Source organism: Sutcliffiella horikoshii (assembly GCF_020524325.1).
In the GTDB taxonomy this organism is placed as follows: Bacteria; Bacillota; Bacilli; order Bacillales; family Bacillaceae_I; genus Sutcliffiella_A; species Sutcliffiella_A horikoshii_D.
The window spans coordinates 33,778-60,551 of record NZ_JAIVKY010000007.1 but is presented as its reverse complement, the minus strand read 5'-3'; the positions used below and the strand labels follow the sequence as shown (position 1 = coordinate 60,551).

General features: G+C 40.5%; 25 protein-coding genes. 5 read left to right on the top strand and 20 right to left on the bottom strand.

The window, feature by feature from the left end; all coding sequences use genetic code 11:
- Position 1: 1 nt before the first annotated feature.
- From LC091_RS09275 to LC091_RS09255, 5 genes are all read right to left on the bottom strand, one after another.
- Positions 2-922: a 5-oxoprolinase subunit C family protein gene (locus LC091_RS09275; RefSeq protein ID WP_264179277.1), complete on the bottom strand. Its 921-nt coding sequence runs from the start codon at positions 920-922 to the stop codon at positions 2-4.
- Positions 923-942: 20 nt separating this feature from the next.
- On the bottom strand, positions 943-1,716 hold the full coding sequence (locus LC091_RS09270; RefSeq protein WP_226681744.1) for a LamB/YcsF family protein: 774 nt from the start codon (positions 1,714-1,716) through the stop codon (positions 943-945).
- Entirely contained in the window at positions 1,703-2,449 is a 747-nt protein-coding gene (pxpB, locus tag LC091_RS09265) for a 5-oxoprolinase subunit PxpB (protein WP_226681743.1), read from the bottom strand. Before pxpB ends, LC091_RS09270 begins: the two co-directional genes overlap by 14 nt.
- A 30-nt stretch (positions 2,450-2,479) precedes the next feature.
- Positions 2,480-3,622, bottom strand: coding sequence for an NRAMP family divalent metal transporter (locus LC091_RS09260; RefSeq protein ID WP_226682385.1), 1,143 nt, complete (start codon positions 3,620-3,622; stop codon positions 2,480-2,482).
- A gap of 211 nt (positions 3,623-3,833) precedes the next feature.
- Positions 3,834-4,700 (bottom strand): DegV family protein, encoded by an 867-nt coding sequence (locus tag LC091_RS09255; protein ID WP_226681742.1) that lies wholly within the window; start codon positions 4,698-4,700, stop codon positions 3,834-3,836.
- Positions 4,701-4,914: 214 nt separating this feature from the next.
- Here LC091_RS09255 and LC091_RS09250 point away from each other — a divergent pair, with 214 nt between their 5' ends.
- A complete protein-coding gene (locus tag LC091_RS09250) occupies positions 4,915-5,814 on the top strand; it encodes a nuclease-related domain-containing protein (protein ID WP_319003662.1) in 900 nt (299 codons plus the stop codon).
- Positions 5,815-6,200: 386 nt separating this feature from the next.
- Here LC091_RS09250 and LC091_RS09245 read toward each other — a convergent pair whose 3' ends face one another.
- The 4 genes from LC091_RS09245 to LC091_RS09230 all read right to left on the bottom strand — a co-directional run bounded on the left by LC091_RS09245 (position 6,201) and on the right by LC091_RS09230 (position 9,978).
- Positions 6,201-7,052: a pirin family protein gene (locus LC091_RS09245; RefSeq protein WP_226681740.1), complete on the bottom strand. Its 852-nt coding sequence runs from the start codon at positions 7,050-7,052 to the stop codon at positions 6,201-6,203.
- Positions 7,053-7,220: 168 nt separating this feature from the next.
- On the bottom strand, positions 7,221-8,735 hold the full coding sequence (locus tag LC091_RS09240; protein WP_226682384.1) for a malate:quinone oxidoreductase: 1,515 nt from the start codon (positions 8,733-8,735) through the stop codon (positions 7,221-7,223).
- A gap of 234 nt (positions 8,736-8,969) precedes the next feature.
- The gene (gene yiaA, locus LC091_RS09235) at positions 8,970-9,437 is read right to left on the bottom strand and encodes an inner membrane protein YiaA (protein ID WP_226681739.1); all 468 of its coding nucleotides are present in this window, start codon (positions 9,435-9,437) and stop codon (positions 8,970-8,972) included.
- A gap of 85 nt (positions 9,438-9,522) precedes the next feature.
- Complete coding sequence (locus LC091_RS09230; protein ID WP_226681738.1) at positions 9,523-9,978, bottom strand: RNA helicase; 456 nt, start codon at positions 9,976-9,978, stop codon at positions 9,523-9,525.
- 154 nt (positions 9,979-10,132) lie between these two features.
- Here LC091_RS09230 and LC091_RS09225 point away from each other — a divergent pair, with 154 nt between their 5' ends.
- From LC091_RS09225 to LC091_RS09215, 3 genes are read left to right on the top strand one after another with little or no spacing between them, the layout of a single operon-like run.
- The gene (locus LC091_RS09225) at positions 10,133-10,477 is read left to right on the top strand and encodes an aminotransferase yhxA (protein WP_226681737.1); all 345 of its coding nucleotides are present in this window, start codon (positions 10,133-10,135) and stop codon (positions 10,475-10,477) included.
- A 5-nt stretch (positions 10,478-10,482) separates the two neighbouring features.
- Positions 10,483-11,736 carry a glutathionylspermidine synthase family protein gene (locus LC091_RS09220; protein ID WP_226681736.1) on the top strand — a complete coding sequence of 418 codons (1,254 nt, stop codon included), beginning with the start codon at positions 10,483-10,485 and terminating at the stop codon, positions 11,734-11,736.
- Between the two features lie 6 nt (positions 11,737-11,742).
- The gene (locus LC091_RS09215) at positions 11,743-12,141 is read left to right on the top strand and encodes a DUF350 domain-containing protein (RefSeq protein ID WP_226681735.1); all 399 of its coding nucleotides are present in this window, start codon (positions 11,743-11,745) and stop codon (positions 12,139-12,141) included.
- Positions 12,142-12,189: 48 nt separating this feature from the next.
- Here the strand turns inward: LC091_RS09215 and LC091_RS09210 are convergent, their stop codons facing one another.
- The 4 genes from LC091_RS09210 to LC091_RS09195 all read right to left on the bottom strand — a co-directional run bounded on the left by LC091_RS09210 (position 12,190) and on the right by LC091_RS09195 (position 15,639).
- Entirely contained in the window at positions 12,190-13,215 is a 1,026-nt protein-coding gene (locus tag LC091_RS09210) for an ion channel (protein WP_226681734.1), read from the bottom strand.
- 17 nt (positions 13,216-13,232) lie between these two features.
- Positions 13,233-14,291 (bottom strand): GGDEF domain-containing protein, encoded by a 1,059-nt coding sequence (locus LC091_RS09205; protein WP_226681733.1) that lies wholly within the window; start codon positions 14,289-14,291, stop codon positions 13,233-13,235.
- Between the two features lie 143 nt (positions 14,292-14,434).
- The gene (locus LC091_RS09200) at positions 14,435-15,334 is read right to left on the bottom strand and encodes an EamA family transporter (RefSeq protein WP_226681732.1); all 900 of its coding nucleotides are present in this window, start codon (positions 15,332-15,334) and stop codon (positions 14,435-14,437) included.
- A gap of 23 nt (positions 15,335-15,357) precedes the next feature.
- A complete protein-coding gene (locus LC091_RS09195; RefSeq protein WP_226681731.1) occupies positions 15,358-15,639 on the bottom strand; it encodes a YkvA family protein in 282 nt (93 codons plus the stop codon).
- A 230-nt stretch (positions 15,640-15,869) separates the two neighbouring features.
- Here LC091_RS09195 and LC091_RS09190 point away from each other — a divergent pair, with 230 nt between their 5' ends.
- A complete protein-coding gene (locus tag LC091_RS09190) occupies positions 15,870-17,057 on the top strand; it encodes a hypothetical protein (RefSeq protein ID WP_226681730.1) in 1,188 nt (395 codons plus the stop codon).
- Between the two features lie 63 nt (positions 17,058-17,120).
- Here the strand turns inward: LC091_RS09190 and LC091_RS09185 are convergent, their stop codons facing one another.
- The 7 genes from LC091_RS09185 to LC091_RS09155 all read right to left on the bottom strand — a co-directional run bounded on the left by LC091_RS09185 (position 17,121) and on the right by LC091_RS09155 (position 26,480).
- Positions 17,121-17,597, bottom strand: coding sequence for a peptide-methionine (S)-S-oxide reductase (locus tag LC091_RS09185; protein ID WP_226681729.1), 477 nt, complete (start codon positions 17,595-17,597; stop codon positions 17,121-17,123).
- A gap of 196 nt (positions 17,598-17,793) precedes the next feature.
- On the bottom strand, positions 17,794-21,858 hold the full coding sequence (locus LC091_RS09180; RefSeq protein ID WP_226681728.1) for an Ig-like domain-containing protein: 4,065 nt from the start codon (positions 21,856-21,858) through the stop codon (positions 17,794-17,796).
- 267 nt (positions 21,859-22,125) lie between these two features.
- Positions 22,126-23,148 (bottom strand): LacI family DNA-binding transcriptional regulator, encoded by a 1,023-nt coding sequence (locus tag LC091_RS09175; RefSeq protein WP_226681727.1) that lies wholly within the window; start codon positions 23,146-23,148, stop codon positions 22,126-22,128.
- Positions 23,149-23,187: 39 nt separating this feature from the next.
- Entirely contained in the window at positions 23,188-24,093 is a 906-nt protein-coding gene (locus LC091_RS09170; protein ID WP_226681726.1) for an HD-GYP domain-containing protein, read from the bottom strand.
- Between the two features lie 93 nt (positions 24,094-24,186).
- Entirely contained in the window at positions 24,187-24,891 is a 705-nt protein-coding gene (locus LC091_RS09165; protein ID WP_226681725.1) for a hypothetical protein, read from the bottom strand.
- Between the two features lie 286 nt (positions 24,892-25,177).
- Positions 25,178-25,381, bottom strand: coding sequence for a hypothetical protein (locus LC091_RS09160; protein WP_404819675.1), 204 nt, complete (start codon positions 25,379-25,381; stop codon positions 25,178-25,180).
- On the bottom strand, positions 25,368-26,480 hold the full coding sequence (locus LC091_RS09155; protein ID WP_226681724.1) for a GGDEF domain-containing protein: 1,113 nt from the start codon (positions 26,478-26,480) through the stop codon (positions 25,368-25,370). Before LC091_RS09155 ends, LC091_RS09160 begins: the two co-directional genes overlap by 14 nt.
- Positions 26,481-26,774 lie beyond the last annotated feature (294 nt).

Genomic DNA, 26,774 nt, shown 5'->3' with positions numbered 1-26,774 from the left:
ATCAGGTCACTTTTCCGAGAACGCTGAAAAGCTTGGCTCTTTTTTGGTACAAGTTTTGTGCCTCTTCCACAGACACTTCCTTGAATCGGATAGAAGTGCCTGGCTGAGCCTGAGCTAAAAGAGGAATGTCATAGGATATGACCGTTGCAATCCTTGTATATCCTCCAGTCGTCTGGCGGTCTGCCATTAAAAGGATCGGGCTTCCATCGGCAGGCACTTGGATTCCACCTAAAGGAATCGCTTCTGAAATGATATCAGCAGAGGTTTTATGCTCGATTTTTGGTCCTTTCAATCTGTATCCCATACGATCTGATTGTGGAGTAACTTCGTAGGTCGCAGACAAAAACGTTTCCACAGAAGATTCACGAAAGGCATCGAGATGCGGTCCAAGGCATACTCTAATTTCCATCTCTTTTTTATAAGATGGGATTGCGTCAGGATGGATGGAACGACCGGTTGATGCTTCAAGCGAAGGTTCTCCGTATAATACATCATCTTTTTCCAATGCCCTGCCCTGAAATCCGCCTATTTGTGCCTTCAAGTATGTCGACTTACTTCCCATCACGACTGGTACATCTAAGCCACCTGCCACACAAATATAGGCACGGGCTCCTTCCACTGGCCTCCCAAACTCTATAAGCTCCCCTTTTTTCACCTTGAAACTTTTCCACATAGGAGCTTGCTTGCCATTAACTTTCGGGGATAGATTGCCACCGCAAATGGCTATCACTCCGTCCTCTAGCGCCTTTAATTCCGGACCCATGATGGTGACTTCGAGCGCAGCTTCTCCCTTTTCGTTACCAACTAAAAGATTCCCGATCTGAAGAGCATAATGATCCATCGCACCGGCAACTACCATCCCGAACTCCTGATAGCCTGTCCGGCCTAAATCCTGGAGAGTTGTAAGTAAGCCGGGTTTCATAACTTGAAAAAGAGGAAGGCTCATGAATGATCCACCGCCTTAAAAGCTTGAATCGCCACTTTGTTTTCCTCAAGTTTCACTCTAAGTTTTCTCACAAATTCCAACGCCTCCGGCTCATCTCCGTGCACACAGATGGTATCTGCTTGGATAAAAATATCTTCTCCATTAACCGCCCGCACTTTCCCATCTGTGACCATCCTTAATACACGCTCGACAGCAAGGTTTGCATCATGAATCATCGCGTTAGCTTGCGACCTTGGAGTAAGCGTGCCGTCTGGTTGATAGGTCCTGTCAGCGAAAACTTCCTGTGCCACTTTTAATCCAACTTTTTCCCCTGCCCGAACAAGTTCACTTCCAGCCAAGCCGAATAAAACTAAATCAGGATCGACCGCGTGAACTGCTTCCGCTATTGCTGTAGCTACCATTTCATCTTTGGACGCAAGATTATACAGAGCGCCATGGGGTTTAACATGGTTCACATATGTACCAGCAACCGTCGCAGCCGCTTGGATTGCCCCGATTTGATAGACTACAAGGTTGAAGATTTCCTTTTTGCTCATATGCATATCCCGGCGGCCAAATCCGGCAAGGTCAGGAAAACCTGGGTGAGCTCCAATGGAGACGCCAAGCTCCGCAGCTTTTTTTACCGTGCTCATTAAAACGTTGTAATCCCCAGCGTGAAAACCGCATGCGATATTAGCTGAAGAAATATATTTAAGTACTTCTTCGTCATTTCCAATCGTATAGGCACCAAAGCTTTCCCCTAAATCACTGTTTAAATCAACGGTCTTCATTGTTTGCTCCCCCTTTTGCATAACTTTTCACGTTGTATTCTCCACGTGTAACGGCTTCTTCTATATCTTCATATCCTTTTTGATCAACAGGAACAAAGCGGATATAAGAACCGGCAGATAAAAGGATTGGCTCCTCCCTTTCCGGATCATAAAGCTTTACGGGCGTCCTCCCGATAATTTGCCAACCACCTGGAGTTTCCAATGGATACACCCCTGTTTGTTCCCCTGCTATCCCAACAGAACCTGCCTCAATTTTCGCACGCGGATTCTCACGTCTTGGGGTAGCTATTTGCGATGGCATTCCACCCAGGTAAGGAAAGCCAGGGACAAAACCCATCATGTAAATGAGATAAGGCTTGGCAGAATGGATAGAGATGACCTCGTCTTCGTTTAATCCATTGTGGGTTGCAACTTCATTAAGGTCAGGACCAACTTCTCCCCCATACAAGACGGGGATTTCATAAACAGTAGAGTCGGATGGATAGTCTGCCTTTTGCAGCGACTCCTGTATATCCTCGAGTTTTTTGCACAAATCCTTATATATGATTTTATCTGGTTGATAGAAAATAGTGAGCGTCGTATAAGCCGGCACCCACTCTATAATGCCTTCGATAGCTTGCTGCTTAAGGTAATCCGCAAACATCCGTATCAGCTGATTCGTTTCTTCTGATATGTCGGACCCAAATAGAACCTGTATTCCTGTATCCCCTAAAGGATAAAATTGAATTTTCAATCCGGCTCCCCTCCTCAAGTTCTATCTATTTTATGAAAATAGCTTCGGCACCTGATTAATCAACGTGACCGCTGCCAAGTAAGCTGTTGCGATAAACACAATCGCTCCAAAGATTGTCAACCATAGCGGATGTTTGTAATCCCCGACAATCTCTTTTTTATACGCCGCAATTAATAACGTGCCAAGTGCGACAGGTAATATAAGTCCGTTAAACGCACCAGCCAAGATCAACAATAGAACCGGCTCGCCGATAAAAGCAAAAATGATAGTCGAAACAACAATGAATCCGATGATGACTTTTGAGTTATTCTGATCAATTTTTGTCGACAAAGTCCGTAAAAATGAAACAGACGTATAAGCTGCCCCGACAACTGAGGTGATCCCCGCAGCCCAAAGCACAAGGCCAAACATTTTATAACCGACCATTCCCGCAGCTTCCATAAAGACAGATGCCGGCGGGTTGTTTGGATCTAATTTGAAGCCCGTTGCAACAACACCAAGCACAGCAAGGAATAAGAAAATCCGCATGATAGATGCAATAACAATCCCCGATACCGAACTCTTCGTCACTTGGTGCAAATTTTCCTTACCGCTAATTCCTGCATCCAACAGTCTATGTCCACCAGCGAACGTGATATAACCACCGACCGTACCCCCAACAAGGGTAATGATCGCAAACACATCAATTTTCTCCGGCGCAAACGTACGGAAAACAGCCTCTCCAACAGGCGGGTTACTTTGGAATGCTACGTAAAGCGTGAGCAACACCATCATCAATCCCAAGTAACGAGCAATCTTATCCATTGCCACTCCTGCTTCTTTGGATAAGAAAATGCCTATAGCGATGGCAGCCGTGATGGCAGCTCCAACTCGCACATCGATACCGAAAATTACGTTCATTCCAAGGCCCGCTCCGCCAATATTACCGACATTGAATGCCAGACCGCCCAAGGCGACCGCAAAAGCTAGGAAATACCCCAGTCCAGGCAAGACCATGTTCGCTATATCCTGCCCTCTTTTCTTAGAAACGGCAATGATTCTCCACACATTCACCTGTACCCCGATGTCTAAGATAATCGACATTAAAATAACAAAACCGAAACTAGCTAATAGTTGCTCAGTAAATACAGCCGTCTGCGTCAAAAATCCTGGTCCGATTGCAGATGCCCCCATCAAAAAAGCTGCACCAAGCAAGACACTCCAATTACTCTTCGTAGGCTTTTGTAAATCCGTGTACGTGTTCTTCTGTTTTGACGACAATGGAAAAACCCCCTTTTATAAAATTCTAACTATTATATCGATATACTAACACTACCATAAAATCTCTAAGGATAAAAATCCACGCGAAAAAACCACCTTTATGGTAGGTGGTTTAGTTTCTAGATTATTTTTTTTCCATAAAGAACAGGGAAAGCGCTCCAAGTCCAACATGGGTACCAACAGATACTCCCATCTGCATAATGTGGGTAGTCCCGGTGAAATCTGTTTCATTTTCTATCTTTATTTTTAGGTTTTCTGCAATCTTGATATCTGACGTATACCCGATTATGATAAAGTCGATCATTTTTGGGTCGTTTCGCTTAATAAACTCTTCCACATAATGCTTGAGGACCCGCTTTAAACCTCTCTCTTTCGCAACAATGGCCCCTTTACCATTTTTCATCGTCATGATTGGCTTTAACATTAATAGCTTTCCAAGAAATGCGCTCGCATTCGTCAGCCTGCCGCTTTTGATTAAATGGTCAAGGTCATCTACGGAGAGAAAATGTTTCACATTGGTTTTGTGGCTTTCGTTAAAATCAACTAACTCTTGAAAAGTTGCGCCGCTCTCTCTCATCATCGCACTCTTTAACACAAGCCAACCGCTACCATGACTCATACACTTGGAATCTACCACATGGATTTTCACAGGTGAATCCGGATTTTCCTCAAAGAAGTAACCTTTCGCCAACTCAGCCGACTGGTGGGAGCCACTTGTTCCACTAGACATGCAAATACACAGGATCTCTTTATAACCACTTTCAACGGCCTCGTTCATAATCGCCAAATACTCCACAGGACTAGGCATTCCGGTTGTCGGAAACTCCGAAAGCGCCTCCATCATTCCGTAAAATTCGTCAGGTTGAATGTCTACTCTATCTTTATAGGTTTTTCCCTCAATATTAATGCTCAATGGCGCCAGACTGATGTCATACATCTCTAACACTTCATTTGATAAATCACAAGTTGAATCTGCCATTAACTTAATCATTCCGTTCCTCCAATAAAACATACTTCATATATCATAACTGAAAGGGCTTTAATAGACTATCTAATTTAGGTAAAAAGGGTGAGGGTAAAATAAGGAAAGAGGGTTTTGATTTATTTTTAGAAAATTCTTTTAATTTGTTGTGTTGAACTGGTATAGTTAAGTAGACTCTTAGAAAAGGATGTGGGATATGCTAGTTAAATCGCGTACTGTGTCAATGGAAATGCAGCTCTATTTAGCTCTGAACGCACGGATGACGCTTCTTGAGAAAGAAAAGCAATACTTGTGGAATATGGAGAAAGGTTATGAAGGAGAGTGCATGTTTGATGCCTTAACGGAGAAGTTGGAAGGCTCTAATCACCTGATTTTAAATGACCTCTTGCTGAAACATAATAACACTACTTTTCAAATTGACTCGCTAATTATTACCCCTCGGAATGCTTATCTTTTTGAAGTGAAGAACTTTGAAGGAGATTACATCTATGATTCACGAACCGATCAACTGCACTTAAAAGCAAACTCCAAAAATTTCGAAGTCACCAACCCCTTGAATCAGCTGAATCGATGCAACTCTCTGCTCCGCCAACTACTGAGTAGTTACGGCTTTAACTTACCAATTATCGCTTCTGTGGTTTTTATCAACTCCGAATTCACTCTGTACCATTCACCTCCTGATAAACCCTTTATTCACCCTACCCAAATAAACAGATACCTGAAAGGCTTGCAGAAAGATTCTTCTTTTAAATTGACTAACATGCATACCTCGCTTGCCGAGAAACTAACTTCCCTTCATATCGTGGATTCTCCTTTTAAGAATTTACCAGAGTATTCTTATGATCAGGTTGGGAAAGGATTGGTGTGTGCGAGGTGTTCTTCCTTGTCTGTGGTGGTTGAGGGGCGGTCGGTGAGGTGTGTGCGGTGTGATAGGGTGGAGACGCTGGAGGAGGTTGTATTGAGGCATGTGGGGGAGTTTCGGTTGTTGTTTCCGGAGAAGCCTGTTTCTACAAAGAATATTCACGAATGGTGCAGGCAAATAATATCTCTTAAAACTATAAGACGTATACTGGATAAACATATGAACAATAAAGGAAGTAATAGATGGAGTTATTTTGAGTGATTTGATTTTGTTACCTATTTTTATTCTGGGGTGATGCTTCGGTGGGTGGGAGAGCGGTCTCTATTACCGTTTCTATGCCGTTGCTCGCTGTTCGGGCCTTGAGAAGCGCTCTCTGTTACCATTTCGCTACTCCTGCCCCACGTTCGGGCATTGAGAGGCGCTCTCTGTTACCGTTTCGCTGCTCCTGCTCCGCTTTCGGGCCTTGAGAAGCGCTCTCTGTTACCGTTTCGCTACTCCTCCTCCGCTTTCGGGCCTTGAGAAGCGCTCTCTGTTACCGTTTCGCTACTCCTGCCCCACGTTCGGGCATTGAGAGGATCTCTCTGTTACCGTTTCGCTGCTCCTGCTCCGCTTTCGGGCCTTGAGAGGGCCTTCCATTACTTAAATAATTACACCCTACCACCAAACCTCCCTGCCCTAAAATCCTCAAACGCCTTCACAATCTCATCTTCTGTATTCATCACAAAAGGGCCTCTCGCTACAATTGGCTCCCCAATAGGTTTACCCGTCTGAATAAGCACCCGGGACCGCTCCTGAGCTGCCGCCGTGATCTCAAGCAATTCCACCGCACCATCTTCAGTGGCCTCATCATAAGTCAGCAGCCCCACCTCGGTTTTCCCCAAGGTTACAGCCCCCTCACCACCAAAAGTCATCTCACCTTGCAGCATAAACACATGGCCGTTATGGTTCGCCGGTAATTCAAGAGAGTAGCTCTCACCCGCGCGTAAATAAAGCTCAAACATATTAATGGGAACCAATGAATTCATCGGACCTGTCACTCCCTCTGCACTTCCCGAGTAAACTCGTACAGAGCCACCATCCAACTCCACCAAAGGAGCATCCTCCAAAAGTACATTTTGATAAGAGGACTCCGTATTTTTCAAGCTCTTCGGCAAATTGAGCCAGAGCTGCAACGTATGGATGACGTCCTCATCGACCGCTTCCTCTGCATGGCGGGCGCCACTCCCCGCATTCATGTACTGGACATCTCCTGCGTGCAAAACAGAATGCCCGCCCTGGTTATCAGTATGCTCAAGCCTGCCATCTATCACATAAGTGATAGTCTGGAAACCGCGATGAGGGTGGTCAGAGAAGGTACCGCGTTTAAACCAATCGTCCGCCATCAGGATGAATGGGTCGTAATCACGCATTCTATCAGGAGGAAGAACCCAACCTTGTTGAACATGCGGGTAGCCGGGATTTTTATATTGCACCTTCCAGTGGTCTCTGATCAGTTTCATAAAAGAACATCCTCTCGTACATTAATATCTCTAGCATACAGAAGTTGGAATCTCTAACTCAAGTTTTCCGCTCCGTAAAACGTTGGCATGCTATTAAAGGAATCCTTCCACAAAACAAAAAAACCTCAATCCCCAAAAGGATCAAAGGTTTTCCCATTTATTCTTATTTTAGTGAAAGGAAAGCGCCTTTTGCTCCTTCCCTTCACTAAGAAAGAGGGTTTCCGCCGTGGAGGCGAAAAGCTCATCAAATAGCTCAGGGTTATCGACTAAACATATGCCGTAGCTCGGGATCATTTCTTGGATTTTCTCTTTCCATTCAAACATGTGCTCAGGGAAGCATTTTTCAAATACTTCGAGCATGACGTGAACGGCTGTGGAAGCACCTGGAGATGCGCCAAGCAACGCCGCTATGGAACCGTCGGATGCACTAACCACTTCCGTACCAAATTGAAGGGTCCCTTTGCCGCCGGCTTCTGTATCTTTTATGACTTGAACGCGTTGACCTGCAACGACAATCTCCCAATCTTCGCTTTTGGCGTTCGGGATGAACTCGCGCAGCTCATCAATGCGTTTTTCATTTGATAACATCACTTGTTGAATCAAGTACTTTGTCAGACCCATTTCTTTGAAACCTGCAGAAAGCATGGTCATGACATTGTATGGCTTTACGGAGCCGATCAAGTCCAGGTTGGAGCCGGTTTTCAAGAACTTTGGTGAGAATCCTGCGAACGGTCCAAACAGTAGGCTCTTTTTGTTGTTGATATATCTAGTATCTAGATGCGGCACAGACATTGGCGGCGCGCCGACCTTTGCTTTTCCGTATACTTTTGCGTGATGCTTTTCCACGACCTCCGGATTGTTGCAGACTAGGAACAGTCCGCTAACCGGGAATCCGCCGATATTCTTCGACTCCGGTATACCGGTTTTCTGCAATAATGGCAGACTTCCGCCACCCCCGCCGATGAATACGAACTTGGCATGGTGATATTCCACTTGACCAGTTTTAGCATTGCGAATTTTCAGCTCCCAAGAACCGTCGCTTGCACGCTTAAGATTCTCTACACTATGCTCATAATGAACTTCTACGTTGTTTTTCTCTAAGTGGTCAAACAACATGCGGGTCAACGCACCGAAATTTACATCTGTACCAGAGTCGATCTTCGTTGCTGCAATCGGCTCTTTTGAGGTACGGCCTTCCATCATAAGGGGCATCCATTCTTTCAGCTTCTTCGGATCTTCGGAGTATTCCATTCCTTTAAACAGCGGATTTGCTGATAGCGCTTCCATACGTTTTTTCAAAAACCTAACATTTTCTTTCCCTTCCACAAAGCTAATATGTGGAATTGGCATGATAAAGTCCTTTGCATTGCTGATAAGATTTTGTTTGACTAAATAGGACCAGTATTGACGTGAAAGTTGGAACTGTTCGTTCACTTTTACCGCCTTGCTGATGTCCATCGTTCCGTCCGCTTTTAATGACGTATAGTTAAGCTCGCATAATGCTGCATGTCCCGTCCCGGCATTGTTCCACTCGTTCGAGCTTTCTTCCCCTGCACTTGCAAGCTTTTCGAACACTTTAATTTCCCAATCCGGTTGAACTTCCTTTAATAACGAACCCAAAGTTGCGCTCATGACACCGGCACCAATTAAGATAACGTCTGTTTTATTCTGCATGTTGCTCATCATTACACATCCCCTAAATTTATAAAAAAGAGCAGGCGCTATTGCTTCTAGCATCCTAAAGGCATAACGCTACCAAGAAACATACTATGTCCATCTTAATTTCTATCATATCATAATTCAGGTTAACTTTTCACCAGATTACACCCTATTATCTGATTATTTTAAACTATCTGGAGCAAAAAAGAAAACGGTACTGCCTGACTCCACAACAAGTCTACAGTACCGCCTCCGCTATTAATCTCTTTCTCTTGCGTTTTGCGTGTCTCGAATATTCTTCTGAATGGTGATAGCTGCAAATAAGCTGAGCACAAATGACATGCCGTAAAATCCTTTTTCACTTAAAATGATACTTCCGGCATTATAGAGGCCAATTGCCATTAAGGAAATGGATACAACAAGGGCAAACCAACTTAATCCATAGTAGATGCCGGAAACAGGAATATCTTCTTCCTTATCTCGAACTGCTTTTTGCAAGGATACGGCTGCATAAAGGCCGAATACCAATACTGCAAAATAATATCCTTTCTCATTCAATTCCATTGTGGCATTGAACAGTCCAATCAAGTACGCGGAAACCCCTACCACAAGCGCTGCCCAACTTGCTCCTTTAAAGGCGGCGGTTGGTTCCCCTTCTTTTCTTTCTACCTTGATTTTCGGTTTATCATCACTTTTTAATAGCGGGTTATCATTCATTTCAGCCATTCGTTTCTCCCCTTTGGTGACACATCATATAAGGTTTATTATAGCAATTTTTTACAGTAAAAGAGTAGGGAATTTGTAAATTTTTCTAAGTTTCTTTTACAATCTTACCTATATAAAAAACATAGCATTGCCTGTCTTCATCAATTTCCGTTGAGTCAACATGGCATTCCCCGATTCCCGGGAGGTGAACAATATCCTTTAACAGAAATTTGATGGCTTCCCAGTGACTTTCTAATGGTTGCGTATGAAGGACCGGCATGTCCTGAAGGTATTTATATTCGCGGAATTCGATGTGTATACCGGAAGGGTATGATTTTTCCTTGTAGAAGTTCCTTGCTATCTCATCCTTTTCTACTGTAATGGTTTCGGCGCTGTCATCCAAGGTCCCTTCATTACATATTAATTTATATTGAATTCCTTCTTTTATGAAAAAAGTACAAAGCTGCCTAGCAAATATTTCATCCTCGCTTATTTTTCCTTTTTTATATTCATATATTGGGTCATAGCTTCCTCTGTCGTGTAAGTAATAGATTAGTTCCATCTGTGGTACACCTACCTGTCTCTATTTTCATATACTTTCATCATAGCAAAATTCCCGTGCTACTTTCTCCATATCAACAAAAATTTATCTCCTCATTATTTCCTATTTTTGTTACTATTAGTTTAGTTGATTATGTAAGAAAGGAGTAGTCCCCATGACAAAAACAAAGAAAGTTTTAACAAGTGTCTCTGCCACCGTATTCGCATTAGGCATGACCGGTTGTGGTTCCGATTATGATGAATCCAGCTCCCTTCCGCCAGAGCCATTCGATGATCGTTGCAATGAGTATGAATGGGATAATGAAGAAGGCGTTTATCAATGTGATGATGATTCATCCAGCTATTACCGCCACTATTATCACGGAGGAAGCTTTTTTGGCAATAAATCTTCCTTAAAAAAGGATTCATCCTATAAAAACTATCGAAACAGCTCCGCTTTTCAGTCCAACACAACGCCTAATAAAGGGTTTGGTAGTGGTTCTTCCTATAGTGGAGGATGATTTAGATGAATGAGCAAGTGTATCAAACAACACGTGAAGCGTATTATGCAAAGTTCCCTTCCTTCTGGAGCAATTTATACGGTCAAGAGTACGCCCTCTATTCCGTATATGAAATTGAACCAGAAGAGACAGTGAAAATCCGAGTTGTGGCCAATAGGGTTGGACATATTTTCTCGAAGATGGCGAAGCTACTGAGAGGACTGGAAGAAGAAACGCTTCTCGAACTTGGGTATCCAAAAGAAACCATTCCATTTCTATCAATGAAGGAGATTTTGGCTGAGTCCATAATATCCCGAGTGGATTTGGTTAAAACGAAAGATACATATAAAGTATTGGAGATTAATAGTGATACGCCAACTTTTATTAAAGAATTATTTCAAATCAATGGAGAAGTATGTAAAGAGTTTGGTCGGGTTGACCCCAATGCCCATGAAGAAGAACGCTTAGGAAGAGCGGTAAAAAATGCAATTTTTGAGAGCTATCAGGTTTTGGGTAATAAGGAGTTCCCGAACATTGTTTTTACTTCCCATGATGAAAATTTTGAGGATAAACAAACCGTATTATATTTAAAAAATATTTGTAAACTGCCATCCCAATATGTTCCCCTGCACAAGCTGCAAATTATTAAAGGGGAAGCGTTGCTTGATGAAGAGGGAAGAAAAATTGATGTTCTGTATCGTCAGACATTTCCAATAGAATCGCTCATTATGGATAAGGATCAGGAGACTGGTGCGAGTGTAGGTCTGCAGTTACTAGAATTGGTCCGCTTGAAGAAGCTGGCTATCGTCAATCCATTAAGTGCTTTCCTTTTACAATCAAAGGCCGTGCAAGCGGTCATTTGGGGGCTTCATGAACAAGAAAGTGCGTTTTTTACAGAAGAGGAGCATGAGTGGATTAGTGAGTATTTTCTGGCAACTTACTTAGAACCCACCCCTTTCCTGTCAGCAGGCAAAAAATATGTAGAAAAGCCTACATTTGGACGAGAAGGCGATTCTGTCAAAATATATGCACCTTCTGGGGAAAAGGTAGAGGAAGATCCAAACAACAGTTACGTTGACTATGTTCAGGTCTATCAAGAGTATGTGGATTTGCCGGAGATTTCGTTTCAAACAGAAACTGGATGGAAAAATGGCCATATGATGATTGGTGCTTTCCTGGTGAATGAACAAGCAAGTGCATTTGGTTATCGTTTAGGTAAACAAATCATCGATAATTTATCTTATTTTATGCCTGTAGGGTTAAAACAGATTAAGGAGTGATTGTGAATGGGAAGTTATTTAGCAGCTTTTGGTTTATATGCAGGAACAGCGTTTGTTCTTTTGTTTGTTGGTTTATTTTTGTTTGATTTAACTTCTAGGAATGAGAAAATAAAGCTCGTTTCACAAGGAAATACAACGGCAGCACTTGTGATGGGAGGAAAACTACTTGGTTTGGCATTTGTCATCGGCTCTGCCATCGCACATTCTGTTTCTTTCTTGGATATGGTTATCTGGGGAGTTATTGGGATTGTGGCGCAAATTGTCTTCTACATCCTAGCTGAAGTTGTTACAATCAATTACAGCATTAAGGACGCAATCAATGAAGACCGCGTATCTGTAGGGATCTTATTGATGATGTTTTCCTTGTCCATTGGCTGGATCATTGCCAGTTCGTTAACGTACTAAGAAAAAAAGGCACAAAGCAACTTATTCGTCGCTTTGTGCTTTTTCTATTTATCCTGCTTTAAACGTTGACTCATAGGTATTCTTATCACAGATGATATAGAGTTTCGCGTCACTTGGAATTTTCTGATCTAACTTTCGATTGATATCGAGATCTTTTCCGTTTGATAAAAGAGTGGCTCCTTTATCTAGGATTTCATGGAATGCTTGCCTATACGTGCTCCAAGCGGGATCAGCAGCAATTTCATAAATATTATCGCCATGCATTCTGCTCGTCAACTGACTAAAAAGATGCGTCGATCCATTATACAAGGTTGCTTTTGCCATCAAACGAGATGCAGTTTCACCTGATATAACGAATTCGTCTACATTAGCATGAGAGAAATTAGGGATACTTTTTTCTTTTCTGAGCTCTACAATTGTGTAGATGTTTTTGTTATGTAACTTGGAAAGTCGTTCTACAGATGATGCCACAAGCAAGGTTTTTCCATCAGAAAGTGAGGCATCTTCAATCAAGTCATCTGAAAAAATGGTCACAGATTTAGCTTCCAGAACGTTCGCCTTTAATAATACCGCGTCCTCACTCGCATCCCCTTGGACGTAATCAATTTCCAACTCACATGGGTTTGTTTTTTTAGAATCTATTAATACGATCTGCGCGTTCGGGTTTTCTTCCAGGATTTCTGACATCGCTCTTTCCGTCTTCTCTGTCCAGCCAACAAAGATAAAATGATTGGTCTTTTTACTAGTCAATTTCCCATGCTCCTTCCATTTGCTATACAGTGATAATAGATTAACAACTTTTCCAATCAATACACCAATAAGGCCAATACCAAAGATGAATAAAAACATGGCGAAAATCTTACCGGAAACAGTTTCAGGAGAGACATCCCCGTAACCAACTGTAGTCACCGTCGTCATCGTCCACCATAGTCCCTCAAAAACAGTTGGAAACGTAGCCGGCTCTAATAGATGCATGACCAATGCACTTCCTGCAATAACAATAATAGAAATTAACACCAATGCAAAATTATTTGTTTTTATGACGCTCTTAAATATTCTTTGTAATATCCACACTTCCAATCACCTCTTTTTCACCCTACCTCTGCCAAAACAATCTGGTTTCTCCCGCCATTTTTTGCTGTATAAAGCAGCTTGTCTACCTTTTCCACTAATAGGTCTGGACGTTCTCCGTTTTGTTTACCAGAACCAAAGCTCATGGTGACAGAAAAAGTCCCATCTTTATCATAGAAAACATGGCTTGCTACTGCTTGTTTAATCTCATCAAGAATTTCTTTTACCTCGAATTTGTTTTTGTAATAGAGGATGAGTGCAAATTCCTCTCCCCCATAACGGAAAGCTTTTCCATTCTTGTTAGATAGCACAGAGGTGAGAATTTCTCCAATCTGTTGCAGGACTTTGTCTCCCGTAACATGTCCATATTGATCATTAACACATTTAAATTTATCAATGTCCGTTAGAGCAAGATAAAACTCTTTTTCTTTTTCCAAGTCATTTCGCAGGCATTCTTGAAAGGAACGGTGATTTGCTAGATTCGTAAGGTAATCACGATTTGCAGCCTCCACCAGCAAACTATTCTCCCAATGATGTCTCCGTTCTCTAGAAACAATGATGCCTCCCAGTCCACCTATCATGAGTAAAAAGAAAACGGCACTAAAATAGTCAATCATGCTTTGTACAGAAGTGGCGTTTTGCGCCTGTATGAAAAAAATAGTAGAGTAGACAAGCGTAAAACAACCGGCTGCTGTCATACCTCCAAGAAAACGCCAGTAAACTGTCACATGTAAAATAATTAAGTAAGCTAACGGAAAAAGCGGACTCTCTAGGCCTCCAGTTAACGGTACCAAGGCTGAAAACGCCACAAAATCAAAAAACGGGCCACCCTTTGTCATCATAACGTACATTTTTGACCCTTCAGGTGTTTTATGTAAATAGTAATCTGATATACCCATATATAGAAAACCAAAAATGACTAACAATACAAATAAAGTAATCTTCCATTCAACTGGATTTCCCATGTTTTGAATGGCAAAGACCACGATTGATAGGACAAGAAAAAACCAACGCAAAGAAGAAAAAATAATCTCCAGTGCATGATGCGACTGGTAAGCATTCTTTAAAAAACCATTCATAACGTCCACATCCTGTAAAAAACTTATACCTTTTCATTATAAAGGAAATTCGGGTTGAAGGGAACGATTTTGGGTGGAAGGTGGGTTGCGGGGACAGGCACGCCGACCCGTTTACCCTTTAAAGGACAGGCACGCCGACCCGTTTACCCTTTAAAGGACAAACGGGCTGACGAATCTGTCCCCTTTGTTTCAGATCTCCCTATTAATAACCCAATTCCAACCATTAAAAGAACCATACCAATCAATGAAGTAGCATTCAAGTTTTCTCCTAACAGAAACACCCCAAATAAAGCCGCGGTCAAGGGCTCAGCCAAAGCAAGTGTAACCGCTGTGGAAGAGGAAACAAAAGTAAGGCCCTTTCCAAAAAGAAAATAAGCTACCCCTGTTGTCATCACCCCAAGATAAAGAACAATGCTCCAGCCACGCACTTCGGCCATCCAGGACATATCAAATACAAACAAAAACGGCGCTAAAAAAACGGCACTTAACGTGAACACAACCGCTACAATTGAAAGAGACGGAAATTTACCTACCAAGTCCCGACTAACTATGGCATAAACGGCAAACGATAGCCCTGCCCCCAACGCCATCAACACCCCTACAGGATCTACCACAACAGAATCCTTATTGAGGAAAAGCATCAGACAGCCCAAAATAGATAAAAAAGTCGAACTCCACCAAATTCTACTTGGACGCCTTTTAAGAAAGAGCCATTCGAGAAACCCCGATAACACCGGGGCACTCCCTATTGCAACCACTGTACCAATCGCCACACCCGTTACATTCACAGCAGTAAAAAACAACGGCTGAAACAACGCCATGCTTAACGCAGCAAGAAACGTCGACTGGACCGGCCAGTTCTTCAAACTTAACCCGCCAGTCAGAAAAACAAGAAGCAATAAAAAAACGCCCCCAACCGCTAAGCGGGCAGCTCCAATGGCAACCGGGTGTGCTGTTTCAGGTGCAAAAGTCTGCGCAGTGCCAGTGGTCCCCCAAAGGACAGCGGCAAATATAATAAGAAAAGGAGCTAATCTTTCGTTCAAAGCTCTCACCCCAAAAATACTTTTTATTTATCCAAAAGCTTGTACTTCTCCTTCAATGAAGCAGGCGCCAACTTCACAATCCGCTCCAACACAAACGTCACGACCATCACGTCATCCAACACACCAAAAAACAGAAGATAATCCGGAATGAAGTCAAAAGGGAAAATCAAATAAGCGAGCAGAAGCACCACACCAACTAATTTTTTCGCCACCGATACTTCACCTGATCTAAAATAATCTATAAGGAAAGGAATGAACCTCCAAAAAGTGAAAATAAACTTTAAACGCCTGAAAAACCTCAACATGCTGCTGCCTCCTTTTGGATTGAAGAGACAGGTTCCATAACCCGTCTGTGCTCTAATGTGCAAACGGTTTTATTATCACATTCTCCACGTTTACATCTTTACTATTTATTATATCTTTATCTGTCTAACATAACATTCCTATCTGCTTACATAATTAAATGTTGTTTAGTTTCACAAGTTAAATTGATAAGATAATTTTATTAAGGATTTTGAATACAGGGGAGTGGCCTATGCGTTTTATGATTGAATATAAAGATTTCCATTCCAAGGAAGAGCATAATAAGTCTCTAAGTCTACTGGATACTTTTCTAAACGAGCATCTAATTGGCGAATTTCATGGTAAAACTTTTGAATGCATTTTAATTCGCTTTATCAACCATGCCCCGCCAAAAAAGAAATATAAATTAAAATCACTCTATAAAATAATTGCAGAAGTTGAAATTGAAGGACATTTTTCCGATAACAAGAAAATAAACATAGCTGATTTCCAACAAGGGTTGTCGAAGGTGGAACAGGCAATAAAGTTGGCTCCTGAGATAGAGATGAAAGAAGAAGTGGATTTTGACATAGATAGACTATTAACTAGCTTAAAAAGTATAATAAACGCTGCTCCTGAAACGGACGATGATCTAAAGGATTACGAAAAGAAACAAAAAGAGATTAGCTACTTGAATAATGTTAAACGGGTGGACAGCTTGATATACTCCTGCAAAATCAATCCGAAACCGCTGGTGAAACGAATAATAGGTGTTCGGATATATAATCATTTTGAACGAAACACCCTATCTCCTTATGATTATATCTACTCCGAAATATTTAGTAATCTATTGAGAAATGCCGAAGTGAAGTTACCAGATTATGAAGAAATTTACTTCAGTATCGGCGCAACCATGCATCAAGCAAAACAAGAAATTGCTCTAGATGAATTTTTCAAGTACACGTACTCCACAATAGATTTAAATAAATACCTTCATGCTAACGAAAAAGATAGAGAGAATATGGTTTTTCATTCTATGTGTGAAGGATTAAGGCTAATAACTAAATTTGACCATTTAGAAACAGATAAAATTGAGGTTGTTATAGGTGAGATTGCCGCTAATGGAACGGATATGGAACTTACGTATGCCACAACCCAAAATAAAAATTATCTTGTGGAAGTCATCTATCAGGTTCCACTAAGTCCTCTCACAAAAGCGGAATACAAGCTTAGACTCACCGAAATCAGTACGAAAAGAACGGGGATTGTCTCCATAGATAAGTTAACTACGTACTATGCTCCATATAGTTTAGGTAAAATACAAATCAAGAAAAATGAAATCATTATTAAAGGTAGAAATAGCTTACGGGCAGAGATTTCCCGCGAGATTGATAAATTCCCTTCCGAATATTGCTTTAGAATAGATGCAATATTAGAGTAGAATAGACAGGTTCCTCGACCCGTCTGTGCTTAAACATGTAAACGGGCTGACAGACCTCCCCCTTCAGCTCTTCTTATATTTACTCAATAACTCTTTTGGAATATGACAATAATCATCTGGACATCTAGTTAATCTATCTTGATGTTCTTCTGCACTTCTCACATAGTTTGTAAGTGGTAGTACTTCTACAACAATACGGTCACAATCAGCTCTATTATTAATAAAAGCCTTCGCTTCTTCTAAATGTTTACCGTATTCACTATACACTCCCGTTCTATATTTCTCCCCAATATCCTCACCTTGTTGATTCAAACTATATGGGTCGATTATTTCAAAGAAATATTCAATTAATCTCGTTACAGTTACAACATCAGGATCAAACTCAGTTTTTACACATTCCGCATAACCATCGTACTCTCCCTCAAGTGTATGACTTTTGCCATTCGCTCTCCCCGCTCCCGTAAACGTAACACCAGGCAACGTTTTGATAAAAGCCTGCACACCCCAGAGACAACCGCCTGCAAAATAAATTACTTCCATCTTCTCACTCCTTTAGGGTTGAAGGGACAGGCACGACGACCCGCCTTCTTTATAAAAAAGAGATACCGTTATCAAACAGTATCTCCATTACACCTATATTACCATTTCATTTGGGTTGTGGGGACAGATTCCGTGGCCCATCTCATCTATCCTTTAAAGGATAAACGGGTCGATGAACCTGTCCCCTTGACTCCCCTTACTTCTTCACTTTCACTTTCTTCGCTTTACTGATATTCCCTGCTGCATCGGTTGCTGTGATGATAAGGTCGGTAGATTTCTTTTGTTTGGCAATAGTAAGTTCAAAATTGCCGTTCTTGTCTGCTTCATAGGTGCCGATGACCTCTTTGCCTACTGTAATCGTGATGGTAGTATGTGCCTCTGCTTTTCCTGTCACAGAAGTAGTGTTGCTGTCTACTTTGTCTACTTTTGGAGCCGAAGGGGGTATTTCATCCACGACTTCAACTGTTACCGCGTCGCTGACATTCCCATCTGCATCAGTTGACGTAATAGTAATGATGGTTCCCTCTTTTTGCACAGGGATTTTTATTTTGAAATCACCTTTATTATCGGCAGTTTCCGTATACTTCTTTTCTCCAATCTGAACGGTTACCACATTGCCTGTTTCTGCAGTACCCGTTACTTTCTTGGTAAGGTTTGATATTGTATCAACTGTTGGTGCTGTTGGCTTTGGATTTGGTTCTGGTTCTGGTTCCGGCTCTGGATCAGTCTCAAGTTTATGCGTATAAACTTGCTCAGGATATTCTGCTTGTCCTCCAGCTTCTAACCCATAAGTAAACCAATATCTGATTTCATCGCCCTCTTTGACGCCATTTAATGTGTACGTTACATCTTCACCACTTTTATTCATCATGATATTTTGTTGAGTCGTACCATTTTTAATGTAACTAATAATCGCCCAAGGGACATCCCCCACATAGAACTCCACGGAATCTTCTTTTATCGTTCCAACCCCGTACCCTTCTCTATCTGGAACTTCTGGATCCTCTGGGTCTTCAGCTGATATAGCAGGAATCTCGTACAGATAGACATTATCCATCGTCACGACATGCTCTCCTATCGCTTCTTGCCCAGCCACTTTACCTAATGCAAGCACAAGCTTTGCAGCAGAGTCTGAGCTCTTATCGTGGGTAAATTCAATTGCATAGGTATTTAACTCTTCGTTTATCTCCACTGTTTCCCATAAATATTTGTCATAGCTTGCACTTTCTAATATGGCATCTATCTTTCTATCAATGGTAGATGACATATCGAATACTAGTCTATATGACTTGGAATTTTCTAATGGAAGACCAAGTTGACTAAATTGGATGCTCCAGAATTCATTTCCCAATGATGGAATCGTAATTTCTTTCTTTTCATTAGTAATCTTTGAAGTTGCTCCAACATCCGACCACAACTCCCATGAAGTGCTGCCTTCATTAAACGTATAGTTTTTAATTTTACTAGTAGGCGGGTTTTTCACTTCTAGGACGACATTATCAATTGTCACTTCATGTTGGTCATAATCTGCGTATTTACCTAATAAGAAATTCAGTTCCACTAGCTCTTCTGCGGTTGCTTTAAAGGAATAGGTATATCGTTTCCTTTCTTCCGTTAACGAAATAGTCTTTTCAAAAACTCTATTATAAGCATTATTTTGAACGACCAATTCCATTTCACGATCGACACTAGAACTAGCATCAAAAGAAACTAGATATTCCTTGTTCTCTAAAAGCTGAAGTTCTGTTTGTTTGAATTGTACCGCCCATTTTTCCGCGCCAGTACCACTTGCATCAAACTGTGGAACAGTAATTTTTGCTTTTCCATCTACGACTTGGATCTCATCGATAAAGCTTTCATTTTTCCAGCTCCAAGCAGACCAGTTCGTAAGCTCTTGACTGAATGACCCATTTTTTAATGGGAAGATTTGATCTAGAGTTAATTGTGGAATGATATCCACCGTAACTGTAGAGGTATCCACCATATTGCCATCATCTGTCGTTACAGTAATGGTGGTTGTCCCATTTTTAAGTGCCGTTACAACACCCGTTGCACTTACAGTCGCTACACTTGGATCACTTGATGACCATGTTACCTTCTTGTTTGTAGCATTGGAAGGAGTAACCGCAGCTGTAAGTGTAGTTTTTTGACCTTCTGCTGTTAGTGTCACTTCGCTTTTGTTCATTTTCACTCCCGTTACAGGGACAATAACCGGTTCTTCTTCCTCGCGCCCTTCTTCCTCATATACACGAACATAATCTACTTGCATCGTAATTGGGAAATCTTCTATAGATGGTTCTCTTCCACCATCAAACCAGCCACCAAGTGCAAGGTTCATTATTACGTAAAAGTCTTGATCAAAAGGTGCAAGCGGATTGTCTCTGACCGCTGCAGAGAACCACTGCTCTTTAGTGACTTTGTAAAAGAATTTACCATCCACATACCAACTGATGGTATCTTCCTCCCAAATGACACTATAAACATGGAAGTCTGTATCGATTCTTCCTCCATCCTCAAAGGTTTGTTCACCAGAAAGATACTGATTGGAAGGCCATTCTCCACCAAAGTGGATTGCGCCGCTTGTGGATTCAGGAACACGCCCTCTTGCTTCCATTACATCTATTTCACCTGAAGATGCCCAACTTCCGTACACATCATCATTTGGCATCATCCAAAGTGCAGGCCAAGCTCCAGAAACTGCAGGAAGCTTCGCGCTGAAATCAATTCTTCCATATCTAAAAGTAAACTTGTCTTGTGTCGTAATTTTTCCTGAAGAATATGGTGCTACACGCTCTGGATCTTGAGGGAATGTAGCAGGATCATCAAGTGCCTTAATATTTAAGTTTCCACCTTCTACAAAAACATTGTCTTCACTATCCGTGTAATGCTGAAGTTCATTATTCCCCCAGCCCCATGTGCCTGGGTCATCATTCAGATAGTAACCAGTTTCATAGTTCCATTTGCTAGTATCCAATTCCGTCCCTTCAAACTCATCATTAAAGACTAATTCCCAGCCTGCAATTTCTGAATCTGTAGACGTCCCAATTTGAATATCATCTAATACTACTTCATCCGGACGGAAGGCATCAGGGTTACCAATAAACTTATATTCCACATAATTATTTCCAATGTCCCCACCCTTTTCACCATTCAAAGGATAACCTATCCGAAGGTCCATGTCCTCTTGAATAGGTTGGAACCAAAGTCCAAAGATGTAATCGGTCCAGTATCCCCATTGATTGGCAGACGAGCTTCTGTTGTAGCCATTAGATGAATATCTAAAATTTGAATCTAAAATATTGATCCACTCACCATCTACCTTCACTTCATAAACGAAGTTATCAATCTCACTTTTTGTAGCGTAACCACCATCAATCCTCGGGATAGGCATGCCAATTGCCCCATTATCATCCGCTTCGAAAGTAGCTCTCCTGTCATAATTTGTAATGACATGGGAATTTCTCACCGGCAGAGTAACCTTTAACGTATACTCCACATATACATCAGGGTTTGTTTTGGATGCTACTTTGACAACCGTCGTTTCTTCTACCGGATTAAACCAGTAGCCACCCGGACCTTCCCACCAGTTTCCAAAATTATTGTCATAAATCCAGCCACTCGCAGCATTATTGTCAATAGAAACCCACTCATCACCTTGCTGCACGAAAAGTGCAACATCATCCTTTACGTCCTTAAAAGTTGCACCACCGTTATTAAATCGTGGAAATTCAAATCCGGTACCACCAGATGGAGAAACATCAAATAATGTCGGACCCGCAGGAGCCATGGCCGTGATAACTTGAGAATTTGCTGGCGTTACATTTAACGTATACTCAACAAAAATATTCGTATTTGTTTTGGATGCTACTTTTACTTTGGTCGTTTCTTCTACCGGATTAAACCAATAGCCACCCGGACCTTCCCACCAGTTTCCAAAATTCACATCATAAATCCATCCGCTATCAGCATTATTGTCAATAGAAACCCAGTCATTACTCCCTTCCTTAACAAATAGAGCAATATCATTCTTCACCTCATGAAATGATGCCCCATTATTAAAATTCGGGAACTGAAAACCGACGCCCCCATCCATCCCTACTTGAATGGTTGTAGCACCAACTGCAGCCATCGAAGTAATGACTTGGGAAGTAGGATTTACCCCTTCAGCTTGACTATTTAGAACCCCTAAATTGATTAACAGCATATTCATCACTAAAATAATACTCAGCATTTTCATTCTCTTAGCATTTGATTTGCTCAATAGTTACACATCTCCTGTCTATTTTTCTTCCCCTTTGAAAATCTTCCCGTGACAAGACTAATCTCATGACTTCTGACACAACTGGTTGTGTTAGCGCTTTCAAAATACTTATAAACATTGACCTGAAAAATAAAATTGTCTCCCTTTTGTTTTTTGTCCTACGTGGGACATTTGTATATAACTATAAAAGCATTCATTATTTATTACAACATTTTTTTACAATAATGAATGCTTTTGATGGTGTTGGATTTAGTTAAAAAGTGCTTTTCACTTTGATACAGTTGGTGCGCAGGAATGACGTTCCACCAGTGAGGCTTTGAAAAATCGTTCCGGTGCAGGGTATCCAAGCTCAACCTGACTAATCAATTGCTCCACCAAATATTCCGCCATTTCCATTCTAGGTAAATGCATGGTAGTCAGAGAGGGATTTGTATATTCGGTCAGTCGAACATTATCAAAACCGATTAAAGAGATCTGCTTTGGAACTGAAATTTCATGTTCCCCTAAGGCCTTTAATGCACCGATAGCAATCAAATCATTGGAGCAGACGACAGCTTTTGGAAGCGTTCCTTTTTCAATCCAATCTGAAATCGCTTCATAGCCTGACTTCTCAACAAAGCTTCCTTCAAATACAGGGCCAACTTTAAGCCCGGCCTGTTGAAGAGCCTCTTGATATCCTTGAAGCCGTTCCATAGCAGCACGATTTTCCAGTTCTCCAGTGATGATTCCGATTTCTTGGTGACCAAGCTCAATCAGGTATTCCGTCGCAAGAAGGGCAGATTCTTTATTTAACAGCATAGGAATAGGCACATGCTGCTGGTTTGGGGCAATATTATTTTGATCAAATACACCTACTAAGAATCCTGCTTCCCTGATTTCATCTACAATTTTTTGTACGCATGACCAACTGATAATCATCCCAGCATCAATGCTTTTCTCCCTGTAGAGCTTCAGAATAGGAGCACTGTCGTCAAGCGTTGAGGTGGTTACAAGTACATTATAACCACGATACGAACAGGAGCTGATCATACTGCTGATGACCGTACTGTAAAAGAGGTCATCTGCGTATATATTATTTTTCTCTGGGTCCTGAATGATAAATAAACCGAGGGTCTTCGTTTTCTTTTTTGTTAAGCGCCTAGCAGAGACGTTAGGATGATAATTATGCTCCGCCATAATAGTAAGAATACGCTCACGCGTTTCTTTCTTTACCTGGGGCGAATCATTTAACACTCGCTGAACCGTTTTTCTCGAGACGCTCGCAAGCTTTGCAATGTCGAAAATATCCATGATTTCCTCCTAAAGGGGTTGAACGGGGGGGAGGGGACACTATAATGCCCCTTCTTCCAACAATACTCTCTCAAATGCTTCTACTATATTTCTATCATAATGCGTGTCTACTAATCGTTTCAACTCATCCAAAGCGTATTCTGCGGTATAAGCTTTTCTGTAGGCTCGGTCCTCTGTCATCGCATCATATGTATCACAAACCGCAATGATTTGGGCTTCAATTGATATTTCTTCACCTTTTAACCCATAAGGATACCCTGTTCCATTAAGTCGTTCGTGGTGTTGCTCTATGATGGGCGCAAGTTCTGAATAATAGGTATCTCTAATCATATTTGCGCCATCTATAGGGTGTTTTTTTATTATCGCAAATTCTTCATCTGTTAAACTACTTGGTTTATTTAATACTTCTATGGGTACATGGATTTTTCCTATATCATGGAGGCTAGAAGCAACCCTTAAATTCTCCAACCTTTCTTTTCTTAATTTTAATTTCTTCGCTACTTTTATTGAATATCTAGCTACTCGATCACTATGGTTATATGTATATCTATCCTTCTCTTCCACTTGCTTAATTATTTTAAATAAAGATGAAACTTCTTCACTTATTTGAAAAAAAGTTTGTTCTGTAACTACACAGAGTAAAGTAACTTTTGAAAGGGTTGAAAAATAGATAGGTTCTTTTAATCCTCTTGCGGTAAAGTATTCCTCTGGCCCTAAATTTAATTGTTTATCCTCCTGCTCACACAACACTTGACCTGAAACAATAAAATAAAATTCTATAGCTTCCGGATTATCACTGGGGTATAAGTAAAAAAACTTCCCTTCTTCAATCGTTTGAAGAAATATTTCTACTCCATCACCTCTGGATAACAGGCTAAACTCGGTGTAATTAAACATAGCTTTTTCAATAGCAGACCCCTTCAAACCAACCTTAAAGAACTCCATCTAAATCCCACCTTTACGCCTAATAAAAAGCGAGTCCTATACTAGAACTCGCTTTTATTAACTTTACTATATATTGTTAATTAAAGCTAAGCCCTACCATCCCACTATTTTGATCGGATCAATCCATACCCACTGATCTGCAAAACGAACTAATTTCCAACTACATTCCGCTTCTACTCCCAATTCAGCAGCTTTTCCGATTGTCTTTGAAGACATCTCCAATGTTTCATCAAAAACATCTGTGATAACCTTGTCTAACTCTTTTGTGTACTTTTCCGTATTTTCTTGAAACATTTGATCTTTTTTAGTTAGCTTTTCTTTTAACTTATCCATTTTTTCTTTTAGTTTTTTCTTATCTTTATCATCAGCAGTTAAAAGGGATACCCTAATTTCATTCATATCTGCTTCGATAGCTTGAAGTTTAGCATCAATTTTTGCAAGTTCTTTTTTCATATTCTCTTCTAATTTTGCGTTTTTCTCATTAAGCTTCTCTATTTTTTTCTCATCATTTTTTTCAGCTTGTGAAGCTTCTTTTAATTCCTGAATCACTTTATTTTGTTCATTCTTTAACTTTACCAATTCTTTTCCTTCTTCAATAACTCTCAATTCCTGAAGAAAGTCAGAATGAAGCTTGTCTGCTTTTGTTACAGCCTTTTCAATCTTAATATCAATCTCTTGATTTGTCTTTTCAATCAACTCTAGAGCCTTCTTCGTGTTTGATTCTGATGCGAAAACCGGCGATCCTACCACACTAAAAAGCAAGCATAACATTACTAACGATACAATTATCTTTTTCAATTTTCTTCCTCCTCTAAAGTGTTATTAGATTAACCTTGAGAACGGAATGTTGACAAAGATGCTTTTACAATGGTTAGATTTATTCCGAAGTACGTAAGTATCAGTTTATTAATAGGTATATTATACTAGTAAATAAGACTTATAATCCAATAGTTTTTTTGTCATAATTTGTATTCAACTGTCGATTACGAAGATTTTTTTATTTATTAGTAACAAAAAGGGAGAAATTCGTCGACCCGACTTACGCTTTTATGCGCAGACGGAAACGAATTTGTCCCTCAATCTTTTACCCATACTTCTCCTGGTGTTCTTTTTTTCCCTTTAGATAATACTTATCCTCTCTGGCAAGCTTCCATGTTTCCTTAAAGATAGTTGCTGGATGACTCCTCTGCGATTTCAGGGGTCTTGAATCGCCAATACTGCAAGATTTAATTTTTATAAGGCTCCACCAGCACTCCCCCTGTTCTCCGGCCACCTTATTCTCCATCATAATTTGCACAGACTCTATTCCTACCTGAACGTTTTGCCTTGTATAAACACTCATCTGCCATATCCACAATTTGATTAGTATCACTCACTGTTTCTGGATAGGTGGCAACTCCTATTGAAATAGTTAACTTAACTGTTTCCTTTGGTGATACGTGAAAGTTATGTATTTCTACTGCCTTCCTTATACGCTCTGCTATTTCTTTCGCTAGATGATGTGGACAATCAGGTAAAATAACGGAAAACTCTTCTCCCCCATTTCGTGACACAACATCAAAAGAACGAGTACTACTTTTTAAGATCTTTCCTAACTCTATTAAAATCATATCACCGATCGGATGCCCGAATGTGTCATTGACCTGTTTAAAATGGTCAATGTCAATGATTAACAACGATAACCTTTCATTTTTAGAAGTAGCATTACTTGTGAGCGAATTCCAAATAGCATCGAATTGACGTACATTATTTAAACCAGTAAGAAAATCTGTTGTTGATTCTTTTTCATATTTCATTAAAAGGTATTGTGTTTTCCTTATATACTCAACAAAGAAAACAGAAGTAAGGCCACCTATTATAGAGATAATCCAATAAGAAGGTATCAGACTTTTCAACAGTTCCATATCTTCAACAAGAAATGAAATAATAATACAAAATACGATATTTGAGAAAATGATCATAAATAGGCTATGTTTATATGAATTCGGGTCAAACTTATATTTCTTATATATTCTATTAATGAAGATAAAACCTATAATTAAAATTACCATTAAGATCATTGCTGCCACCGCGGAAACAGTTACACCAAAAATAAATCTGCTGAGTATAATCAAAAATGCGCTTATTATCGCATGCGGTATTCCAATAAACAATATTATCAACATGACTGGGATGAAGCGTAAATCTACAATTGTTTCAGATGTTACCTGTATAGAAAAATTCATTAAAATATAACCTAATATTCCTCCCGCAAACCCATCAATAATAATCGAGCTAATGCTAGATTTTTCCTCTAACTTTATTTTCCATCTTAATTGCAAATAGATAAAAATTAAAGCAACTAGTACACAAAGATTTATGAATAAATCACTTAATAAAGATAACAACTCGACACATCCCTTTTATCCGTTGAAACATCGCTTCAGATGGATTTCATTAAAAACGTCTTTCACACTCTACTATACTATATCATTATGAATTATTTTACATTTGCACCATACTTTTCTCTCTCTAACTCTTACAATAAACGCCTTTAGCAAGCTACCAATACCATGTTTTTTATAGAGATATTAAATTGAAATCCCTCTAGCATCAGTATACCATCCTAAAGTAGAGGAAAGAGAAACTAATAGTACAAAAGAACTAAATATTATATATATTTGTGTATTCCTCTCCAATTA

What these genes read in the sequence shown, in the direction of transcription:
- LC091_RS09195 (WP_226681731.1), bottom strand. Translation starts at nt 15,639, where the DNA reads ATGTTGAGGTTTTTCAGGCGTTTAAAGTTTATTTTCACTTTTTGGAGG.
- LC091_RS09240 (WP_226682384.1), bottom strand. Translation starts at nt 8,735, where the DNA reads ATGAGCAACATGCAGAATAAAACAGACGTTATCTTAATTGGTGCCGGT.
- LC091_RS09170 (WP_226681726.1), bottom strand. Translation starts at nt 24,093, where the DNA reads ATGGAGTTCTTTAAGGTTGGTTTGAAGGGGTCTGCTATTGAAAAAGCT.
- LC091_RS09270 (WP_226681744.1), bottom strand. Translation starts at nt 1,716, where the DNA reads ATGAAGACCGTTGATTTAAACAGTGATTTAGGGGAAAGCTTTGGTGCC.
- LC091_RS09225 (WP_226681737.1), top strand. Translation starts at nt 10,133, where the DNA reads ATGACAAAAACAAAGAAAGTTTTAACAAGTGTCTCTGCCACCGTATTC.
- LC091_RS09185 (WP_226681729.1), bottom strand. Translation starts at nt 17,597, where the DNA reads ATGGAAGTAATTTATTTTGCAGGCGGTTGTCTCTGGGGTGTGCAGGCT.
- LC091_RS09275 (WP_264179277.1), bottom strand. Translation starts at nt 922, where the DNA reads ATGAAACCCGGCTTACTTACAACTCTCCAGGATTTAGGCCGGACAGGC.
- LC091_RS09215 (WP_226681735.1), top strand. Translation starts at nt 11,743, where the DNA reads ATGGGAAGTTATTTAGCAGCTTTTGGTTTATATGCAGGAACAGCGTTT.
- yiaA (WP_226681739.1), bottom strand. Translation starts at nt 9,437, where the DNA reads ATGGCTGAAATGAATGATAACCCGCTATTAAAAAGTGATGATAAACCG.
- LC091_RS09160 (WP_404819675.1), bottom strand. Translation starts at nt 25,381, where the DNA reads ATGATGGAGAATAAGGTGGCCGGAGAACAGGGGGAGTGCTGGTGGAGC.
- LC091_RS09175 (WP_226681727.1), bottom strand. Translation starts at nt 23,148, where the DNA reads ATGGATATTTTCGACATTGCAAAGCTTGCGAGCGTCTCGAGAAAAACG.
- LC091_RS09255 (WP_226681742.1), bottom strand. Translation starts at nt 4,700, where the DNA reads ATGATTAAGTTAATGGCAGATTCAACTTGTGATTTATCAAATGAAGTG.
- LC091_RS09220 (WP_226681736.1), top strand. Translation starts at nt 10,483, where the DNA reads ATGAATGAGCAAGTGTATCAAACAACACGTGAAGCGTATTATGCAAAG.
- LC091_RS09190 (WP_226681730.1), top strand. Translation starts at nt 15,870, where the DNA reads ATGCGTTTTATGATTGAATATAAAGATTTCCATTCCAAGGAAGAGCAT.
- LC091_RS09250 (WP_319003662.1), top strand. Translation starts at nt 4,915, where the DNA reads ATGGAAATGCAGCTCTATTTAGCTCTGAACGCACGGATGACGCTTCTT.
- LC091_RS09260 (WP_226682385.1), bottom strand. Translation starts at nt 3,622, where the DNA reads ATGGGGGCATCTGCAATCGGACCAGGATTTTTGACGCAGACGGCTGTA.
- LC091_RS09205 (WP_226681733.1), bottom strand. Translation starts at nt 14,291, where the DNA reads ATGAATGGTTTTTTAAAGAATGCTTACCAGTCGCATCATGCACTGGAG.
- LC091_RS09230 (WP_226681738.1), bottom strand. Translation starts at nt 9,978, where the DNA reads ATGGAACTAATCTATTACTTACACGACAGAGGAAGCTATGACCCAATA.
- LC091_RS09245 (WP_226681740.1), bottom strand. Translation starts at nt 7,052, where the DNA reads ATGAAACTGATCAGAGACCACTGGAAGGTGCAATATAAAAATCCCGGC.